We start from the raw sequence: 1,576 nt of genomic DNA, 5'->3' as shown, positions 1-1,576 counted from the left end.
CACTCTCCGTAAGGTTGCAACATGGCCTTCAAAACTTCACGGTAAACCCTGTGATCATCTGCTATCAAAATTCGCATGACTCGCTCCTCATCCGCGTTGCAAAGCAACGGTTACGGTGGTGCCCTCCAGATCGGAACTGTGCAGAGAGATGGTTCCCCGTTGCGTTTCTGCCATCAAACGGGATGAATAGGTTCCGAGACCCGTTCCTCCCTTTTTACCATGTGTGACATATTTTTCAAAAAATTTTTCCCGAATCTCTGCTGGCACTACGGCACGATTGTGTATGGCAATCGTGGCCATTGGGCCGCTGTTCAATGAAATGGTCACTGTCTGGCCTGTATCGGATGCTTCCAAGGCATTCTTGAGCAGGTTGGCAAACATGGTATAGCACAGCGTTTCATCCCCCAGAACCATGAACACCTGCTGCTCCTGCACCGGCTGGGCATCCACCAGAATGGGGGTTTTGATCTGCCTTCTCTCTATCGCGCTGCGGTGATCCGTCAATATACGCTGGAAAATGGGCAACAAAGATACGGGCTGCAGGGTGGCCTCATATCGACCCTGCTCCATTTTGATCAGGTTCAGGGACATATTGACCATTTCCCGCAGTTGATTGGCGGATTCATGGATCAACAGATAAAACTTATTCAATTGCTCTTCGGAAAAACGGCGACCCCGCAACAACAGTTCCGTACAACCCAGAATGCCGTTGATCGGGGTCTTCAGATCATGACGGGAGATGGCCTCCACATCCTTGCGCAACTTTTCCATCTCCTGCAGAAAAATGTATTGCTGCTTGAGCTGCACGTGGGCTGCATGCATGGCCAAGTGGGTGGCCACCCTGGCCATGACGACCGGTGTGCTGAATGGTTTGGGAATATAATCGACTGCACCCGCCTTGAAGGCTCTGGTTTCGTCTGCCACCTTGTCCTTGGCTGTGATAAAAATAATCGGAATCTCTTGCAGTTCTGGACTTTCCTTCAACCGTTCGCACACCTCAAAACCATCCATTTCCGGCATCATCACATCCAGCAGAATCAGGTCCGGGTGCGGGGCCGACTGGGCCCGCTTGAGTCCCATCTTGCCGTTAATGGCAATGTTCAATGAATAATCAGCCTCCAGAATACTCCTGAGAATATTAATATCCATGGGGTCATCATCGATGATCAATATTTTTTGTTTCAGTGGCTCAGTATTCATCATAAATCTTCCTTGGATGGTTATTCCGCTCAAACATCGCTTAATCCAGCGAAACACCAACAGTTTGTGCAATTTCAGTCAATGTTTCACAGGCACCCTCATAGTCGTAGTGCTTGAGCCTCTGCGTCATCGCCTGAAGGAGCTCCTCCACCGGTTGGCCTCGCAGTTGGGTGGATAACGGCTGCAACAGTGTATCCGCCTTTGAGTCCTGTTCCCGCAACAGCACTGCCAACTCCCGCAGCAGTGTCACGAGGGTTGTCATGTCGTGGATTGCCTTCGGCGTCGGTGCAACCGCTGTGGCCGGAGGAGACGCAAAGGCAGCCAGTGATTGCATCACTTCCGACAGGGATTCGTCAAACAATTTTTTGTTCTTGTT

2 protein-coding genes are annotated in these 1,576 nt (G+C 50.7%); both read right to left on the bottom strand.

Annotated features, from left to right (window positions below; genetic code table 11):
* Positions 1-87: 87 nt before the first annotated feature.
* Entirely contained in the window at positions 88-1,203 is a 1,116-nt protein-coding gene (locus tag HWQ67_RS18070; protein WP_218254087.1) for a hybrid sensor histidine kinase/response regulator, read from the bottom strand.
* Positions 1,204-1,240: 37 nt separating this feature from the next.
* Positions 1,241-1,576: hypothetical protein (locus HWQ67_RS18065; RefSeq protein ID WP_218254086.1), on the bottom strand; the 336-nt coding region annotated here is incomplete at its 5' end.

Origin of the sequence: Candidatus Magnetobacterium casense (genome assembly GCF_019173545.1) — a bacterium.
In the GTDB taxonomy this organism is placed as follows: domain Bacteria; phylum Nitrospirota; class Thermodesulfovibrionia; order Thermodesulfovibrionales; family Magnetobacteriaceae; genus Magnetobacterium; species Magnetobacterium cryptolimnobacter.
Note: the sequence above shows the minus strand (reverse complement) of the source record. Positions and strands in the feature narration are given on the sequence as shown.

What these genes read in the sequence shown, in the direction of transcription:
- HWQ67_RS18070 (WP_218254087.1), bottom strand. Translation starts at nt 1,203, where the DNA reads ATGATGAATACTGAGCCACTGAAACAAAAAATATTGATCATCGATGAT.